This window comes from Shigella sp. SIG6, from assembly GCF_053555815.1.
On sequence record NZ_JBQZXC010000151.1, the window covers coordinates 1 to 7,378 of the forward strand.

The 7,378-nt window shown below is 55.8% G+C and carries 4 protein-coding genes and 1 pseudogene; all 5 read left to right on the forward strand.

Annotated elements, in window-relative coordinates:
- Nucleotides 1-624 (forward strand): efflux RND transporter permease subunit (locus ACUU1M_RS17555; RefSeq protein WP_449144710.1); only part of this gene is annotated, 624 nt, incomplete at its 5' end.
- Nucleotides 625-3,690 (forward strand): annotated as a pseudogene (mdtC, locus tag ACUU1M_RS17560) (multidrug efflux RND transporter permease subunit MdtC).
- On the forward strand, nucleotides 3,691-5,106 hold the full coding sequence (mdtD, locus tag ACUU1M_RS17565) for an MFS transporter (protein WP_000130874.1): 1,416 nt from the start codon (nucleotides 3,691-3,693) through the stop codon (nucleotides 5,104-5,106). It begins immediately after the preceding pseudogene.
- Entirely contained in the window at nucleotides 5,103-6,506 is a 1,404-nt protein-coding gene (baeS, locus tag ACUU1M_RS17570) for an envelope stress sensor histidine kinase BaeS (RefSeq protein WP_000675136.1), read from the forward strand. The genes mdtD and baeS overlap by 4 nt, the downstream gene beginning before the upstream one ends.
- Nucleotides 6,503-7,225, forward strand: a complete 723-nt coding sequence (gene baeR, locus ACUU1M_RS17575) for an envelope stress response regulator BaeR (protein ID WP_000137863.1) — start codon at nucleotides 6,503-6,505, stop codon at nucleotides 7,223-7,225. The genes baeS and baeR overlap by 4 nt, the downstream gene beginning before the upstream one ends.
- Nucleotides 7,226-7,378 lie beyond the last annotated feature (153 nt).

A 7,378-nucleotide genomic window follows, 5' to 3' on the forward strand; every position in this document is an offset into this window, starting at 1 on the left:
GCGATTATGGACACCGAAAAGACGCTGAATCTGCCGGTGGATATCACCACGCAATTCCAGGGCAGCACCCTCGCCTTCCAGTCGGCGCTGGGCAGCACTGTCTGGCTGATTGTCGCGGCGGTGGTGGCGATGTATATCGTGCTCGGCATTCTGTACGAGAGCTTTATTCACCCGATCACCATTCTCTCGACGCTACCCACCGCAGGGGTCGGCGCGCTGCTGGCATTAATGATTGCCGGTAGCGAACTGGATGTGATTGCGATTATCGGCATTATTTTGCTGATCGGTATTGTGAAGAAGAACGCCATCATGATGATCGACTTCGCGCTGGCTGCTGAGCGCGAGCAAGGCATGTCGCCGCGCGATGCAATCTACCAGGCTTGTCTGTTGCGTTTTCGTCCGATCCTGATGACCACCCTGGCGGCTCTGCTTGGCGCGCTGCCGCTGATGTTGAGTACCGGGGTCGGCGCGGAACTGCGTCGTCCGTTAGGTATCGGCATGGTCGGCGGTCTGATTGTCAGCCAGGTGCTGACGCTGTTCACCACGCCGGTGATTTATCTGCTGTTCGACCGCCTGGCATTGTGGACCAAAAGTCGCTTTGCTCGCCATGAAGAGGAGGCGTAAGTGAAGTTTTTTGCCCTCTTCATTTACCGCCCGGTGGCGACGATTTTACTGTCGGTCGCCATTACCCTGTGCGGCATACTGGGTTTCCGTATGCTGCCGGTCGCCCCGCTGCCGCAGGTCGATTTTCCGGTGATTATGGTCAGCGCCTCTCTGCCCGGTGCGTCGCCGGAGACAATGGCGTCTTCCGTTGCCACGCCGCTGGAGCGCTCACTTGGGCGCATTGCCGGGGTTAGTGAAATGACCTCCAGCAGTTCGCTCGGCAGCACGCGCATTATTTTGCAGTTTGATTTTGACCGGGATATCAACGGCGCAGCGCGTGATGTGCAGGCGGCGATCAACGCTGCACAAAGTTTGCTGCCCAGCGGGATGCCCAGCCGCCCGACCTATCGCAAAGCGAACCCGTCGGATGCGCCAATTATGATCCTCACGCTGACATCCGATACTTATTCGCAGGGTGAACTGTACGATTTCGCCTCGACGCAGCTGGCTCCGACGATTTCGCAAATCGACGGTGTCGGTGATGTCGATGTCGGTGGCAGCTCGCTGCCCGCCGTGCGCGTCGGGCTGAACCCGCAGGCGCTGTTTAATCAGGGCGTGTCGCTGGACGACGTACGCACTGCCATCAGCAATGCCAACGTGCGTAAACCGCAGGGGGCGCTGGAAGATGGCACTCACCGCTGGCAGATCCAGACCAACGATGAACTGAAAACCGCCGCTGAATATCAGCCGCTGATTATTCACTACAACAACGGCGGCGCGGTTCGTCTGGGCGATGTGGCGACGGTGACTGACTCAGTGCAGGATGTGCGCAACGCCGGGATGACCAACGCCAAACCGGCTATTTTACTGATGATCCGCAAACTGCCGGAAGCCAATATTATCCAGACGGTAGACAGCATCCGGGCAAAATTACCAGAGTTGCAGGAGACCATTCCGGCGGCGATTGATCTGCAAATTGCCCAGGATCGCTCCCCCACCATTCGCGCCTCGCTGGAAGAAGTCGAGCAAACGCTGATTATCTCGGTGGCGCTGGTGATTCTGGTGGTCTTTTTATTCCTGCGCTCGGGTCGCGCCACTATTATTCCCGCCGTTGCGGTGCCGGTTTCGCTGATTGGTACGTTTGCGGCGATGTACCTGTGCGGATTCAGTCTCAATAATCTTTCGCTGATGGCGCTCACCATTGCTACTGGTTTCGTGGTGGATGACGCCATTGTGGTGCTGGAAAACATTGCCCGTCATCTGGAAGCGGGGATGAAACCACTACAGGCCGCGCTGCAAGGTACTCGCGAAGTCGGCTTTACGGTGCTGTCGATGAGTCTGTCACTGGTGGCGGTGTTCCTGCCGCTGCTGTTGATGGGCGGATTGCCGGGCCGACTGTTACGCGAGTTTGCCGTGACGCTTTCTGTCGCCATTGGTATTTCGTTGCTGGTTTCCCTGACGCTAACGCCAATGATGTGCGGCTGGATGCTAAAAGCCAGCAAGCCGCGTGAGCAAAAGTGACTGCGTGGTTTTGGCCGCATGTTGGTAGCCCTGCAACAAGGCTACGGCAAGTCGCTGAAATGGGTGCTCAATCATACCCGTCTGGTGGGCGTGGTGCTGCTTGGCACCATTGCGCTGAATATCTCGATCCCGAAAACCTTCTTCCCGGAGCAGGACACCGGCGTACTGATGGGTGGGATACAGGCGGATCAGAGTATTTCGTTTCAGGCGATGCGCGGCAAATTGCAGGATTTCATGAAAATTATCCGTGACGATCCGGCAGTGGATAATGTCACCGGCTTTACCGGCGGTTCACGAGTTAACAGTGGGATGATGTTTATCACCCTCAAGCCACGCGACGAACGCAGCGAAACGGCGCAGCAAATTATCGACCGTCTGCGCGTGAAGCTGGCGAAAGAACCGGGGGCGAATCTGTTCCTGATGGCGGTACAAGATATTCGCGTTGGTGGGCGTCAGTCGAACGCCAGCTACCAGTACACGTTGTTATCCGACGACCTGGCGGCACTGCGCGAATGGGAGCCGAAAATCCGCAAAAAACTGGCGACGTTGCCGGAACTGGCGGACGTGAACTCCGATCAGCAGGATAACGGCGCGGAGATGAATCTGGTTTACGACCGCGACACCATGGCACGGCTGGGAATCGACGTACAGGCCGCCAACAGTCTGTTAAATAACGCCTTCGGTCAGCGGCAAATCTCGACCATTTACCAGCCGATGAACCAGTATAAAGTGGTGATGGAAGTGGATCCGCGCTATACCCAGGACATCAGTGCGCTGGAAAAAATGTTCGTTATCAATAACGAAGGCAAAGCGATCCCGCTGTCGTATTTCGCTAAATGGCAACCGGCGAATGCCCCACTATCGGTGAATCATCAGGGATTATCGGCGGCCTCGACCATCTCGTTCAACCTGCCGACCGGAAAATCGCTCTCGGACGCCAGTGCGGCGATCGATCGCGCAATGACCCAGCTTGGTGTGCCTTCGACGGTGCGCGGCAGTTTTGCCGGCACGGCGCAGGTTTTCCAGGAGACGATGAACTCGCAGGTGATCCTGATTATCGCCGCCATCGCCACGGTGTATATCGTGCTGGGTATCCTTTACGAGAGTTACGTACATCCGCTGACGATTCTCTCCACCCTGCCCTCGGCGGGCGTTGGAGCGCTGTTGGCGCTGGAGCTGTTCAATGCCCCGTTCAGCCTAATCGCCCTGATAGGGATCATGCTATTAATCGGCATCGTGAAGAAAAACGCCATTATGATGGTCGATTTTGCGCTTGAAGCCCAACGGCACGGTAACCTGACGCCGCAGGAAGCTATTTTCCAGGCCTGTCTGCTGCGTTTTCGCCCGATTATGATGACCACCCTGGCGGCGCTGTTTGGCGCGCTGCCGCTGGTATTGTCGGGCGGTGACGGCTCGGAGCTGCGGCAACTCCTGGGGATCACCATTGTCGGCGGTCTGGTGATGAGCCAGCTCCTGACGCTGTATACCACGCCGGTGGTGTATCTCTTTTTCGACCGTCTGCGGCTGCGTTTTTCGCGTAAACCTAAACAAACGGTAACCGAGTAAATGACAGATCTTCCCGACAGCACCCGCTGGCAATTATGGATTGTGGCTTTCGGCTTCTTTATGCAGTCGCTGGACACCACCATCGTAAACACCGCCCTTCCCTCAATGGCGCAAAGCCTCGGGGAAAGTCCGTTGCATATGCACATGGTCATTGTCTCTTATGTGCTGACCGTGGCGGTGATGCTGCCCGCCAGCGGCTGGCTGGCGGACAAAGTCGGCGTGCGCAATATTTTCTTTACCGCCATCGTGCTGTTTACTCTCGGTTCACTGTTTTGCGCGCTTTCCGGCACGCTGAACGAACTGTTGCTGGCACGCGCGTTACAGGGCGTTGGCGGTGCGATGATGGTGCCGGTCGGCAGGTTGACGGTGATGAAAATCGTACCGCGCGAGCAATATATGGCGGCGATGACCTTTGTCACGTTACCCGGTCAGGTCGGTCCGCTGCTCGGTCCGGCGCTCGGCGGTCTGCTGGTAGAATACGCGTCGTGGCACTGGATCTTTTTGATCAACATTCCGGTGGGGATTATCGGTGCGATCGCCACATTGATGTTAATGCCGAACTACACCATGCAGACGCGGCGCTTTGATCTTTCCGGCTTTTTATTGCTGGCGGTTGGCATGGCGGTATTAACCCTGGCGCTGGACGGCAGTAAAGGTACAGGTTTATCGCCGCTGGCGATTGCTGGCCTGGTCGCAGTTGGCGTGGTGGCACTGGTGCTTTATCTGCTGCACGCCAGAAATAACAACCGCGCCCTGTTCAGTCTGAAACTGTTCCGCACTCGTACCTTTTCGCTGGGCCTGGCGGGGAGCTTTGCCGGACGTATTGGCAGTGGCATGTTGCCCTTTATGACACCGGTTTTCCTGCAAATTGGCCTCGGTTTCTCGCCGTTTCATGCCGGACTGATGATGATCCCGATGGTGCTTGGCAGCATGGGAATGAAGCGAATTGTGGTACAGGTGGTGAATCGCTTTGGTTATCGTCGGGTACTGGTAGCGACCACGCTGGGTCTGTCGCTGGTCACCCTGTTGTTTATGACTACCGCTCTGTTGGGCTGGTACTACGTTTTGCCGTTCGTCCTGTTTTTACAAGGGATGGTCAACTCGACCCGTTTCTCCTCCATGAACACCCTGACGCTGAAAGATCTCCCGGACAATCTGGCGAGCAGCGGAAACAGCCTGCTGTCGATGATTATGCAATTGTCGATGAGTATCGGCGTCACCATCGCCGGGCTGTTGCTGGGGCTTTTTGGTTCGCAGCATGTCAGCGTCGACAGCGGCACCACACAAACCGTCTTTATGTACACCTGGCTTAGCATGGCGTTTATCATCGCCCTTCCGGCGTTCATCTTTGCCAGAGTGCCGAACGATACGCATCAAAATGTAGCTATTTCGCGGCGAAAAAGGAGCGCGCAATGAAGTTCTGGCGACCCGGTATTACCGGCAAACTGTTTCTGGCGATTTTCGCCACCTGCATTGTCTTGCTGATCAGTATGCACTGGGCGGTGCGTATCAGTTTTGAGCGTGGCTTTATTGATTACATCAAACACGGCAATGAACAGCGATTACAGCTGTTAAGTGATGCGCTTGGCGAGCAGTATGCGCAGCATGGTAACTGGCGCTTCCTGCGCAACAACGATCGCTTTGTCTTTCAGATCCTGCGTTCATTTGAACACGATAATTCGGAAGATAAACCCGGCCCGGGTATGCCGCCGCACGGCTGGCGTACCCAGTTCTGGGTGGTCGATCAAAACAACAAAGTACTGGTTGGTCCGCGAGCGCCGATTCCACCTGACGGTACACGGCGACCCATTCTGGTCAACGGTGCGGAAGTGGGCGCGGTGATTGCCTCCCCTGTTGAGCGGCTGACCCGCAATACTGATATCAATTTCGATAAACAACAGCGGCAAACCAGCTGGCTGATCGTCGCCCTGGCAACGTTACTCGCGGCGCTCGCCACCTTTCTGCTGGCGCGCGGTTTGCTGGCACCGGTAAAACGACTTGTCGATGGCACGCACAAACTGGCGGCGGGCGATTTCACTACCCGCGTAACGCCCATCAGTGAAGATGAACTGGGCAAACTGGCGCAAGACTTCAACCAGCTCGCCAGCACGCTGGAGAAAAACCAGCAAATGCGGCGCGATTTTATGGCCGATATTTCTCACGAACTGCGTACGCCATTAGCGGTGCTGCGCGGTGAACTGGAAGCCATTCAGGATGGCGTGCGCAAATTCACGCCGGAGACGGTGGCGTCTTTACAGGCGGAGGTCGGTACACTGACCAAACTGGTTGACGATCTTCATCAGTTGTCGATGTCTGATGAAGGCGCTCTCGCCTATCAAAAAGCACCGGTAGATTTGATCCCACTGCTGGAAGTGGCGGGCGGCGCATTTCGCGAACGATTCGCCAGCCGTGGCCTGAAACTGCAATTTTCCCTGCCAGACAGTATCACCGTATTTGGCGATCGCGACCGTTTAATGCAGTTATTCAATAACTTACTGGAAAACAGCCTGCGCTACACTGACAGCGGCGGCAGCCTGAAAATCTCTGCCGAGCAGCACGACAAAACGGTGCGCCTGACCTTTGCCGACAGTGCGCCAGGTGTCAGTGACGATCAGCTACAAAAATTGTTTGAACGTTTTTATCGCACCGAAGGTTCCCGCAACCGCGCCAGCGGCGGTTCCGGGCTGGGGCTGGCGATTTGCCTGAACATTGTTGAAGCCCATAATGGCCGCATTATTGCCGCCCATTCGCCTTTTGGCGGGGTAAGCATTACAGTAGAGTTACCGCTGGAACGGGATTTACAGAGAGAAGTATGACCGAGTTACCAATCGACGAAAACACACCGCGTATTTTGATCGTGGAAGATGAACCGAAGCTGGGGCAGTTGCTCATTGATTATCTGCGTGCTGCGAGCTATGCGCCGACGCTTATCAGCCACGGCGATCAGGTACTGGCGTATGTGCGCCAGACGCCACCGGATCTGATCCTGTTGGATCTGATGCTCCCTGGCACCGATGGCCTGACATTATGCCGGGAAATTCGTCGTTTTTCCGATGTTCCGATCGTGATGGTGACGGCAAAAATCGAAGAGATCGACCGCCTGCTGGGGCTGGAGATTGGCGCCGATGACTACATCTGCAAGCCGTACAGCCCACGGGAAGTGGTAGCGCGTGTCAAAACCATTTTGCGCCGTTGTAAACCGCAACGCGAACTTCAGCAACAGGATGCCGAAAGCCCGTTGATTATCGACGAAGGTCGTTTTCAGGCTTCATGGCGCGGTAAAATGCTTAACCTGACGCCTGCGGAATTTCGTCTGCTTAAAACGCTCTCTCACGAACCAGGAAAAGTGTTCTCCCGCGAGCAATTGCTCAATCATCTTTATGACGACTACCGCGTAGTAACCGACCGCACCATTGACAGCCACATTAAAAATCTGCGCCGCAAGCTGGAATCTCTCGACGCCGAACAGTCATTTATCCGCGCCGTTTACGGCGTTGGTTACCGCTGGGAAGCCGACGCCTGCCGCATCGTTTAGTTTTAGCGACATTACTTTGTTAGCCGGAGATGGCGTTCAGACCCGATCCGGCAACATTATTCCACGCATGGTCAGCAAACTGACATTATCTCTCCGCCCTGGCAGGCATCAGAAAATCGCTCATACTTTAATCAGTAAACAGCACCTTTAGAT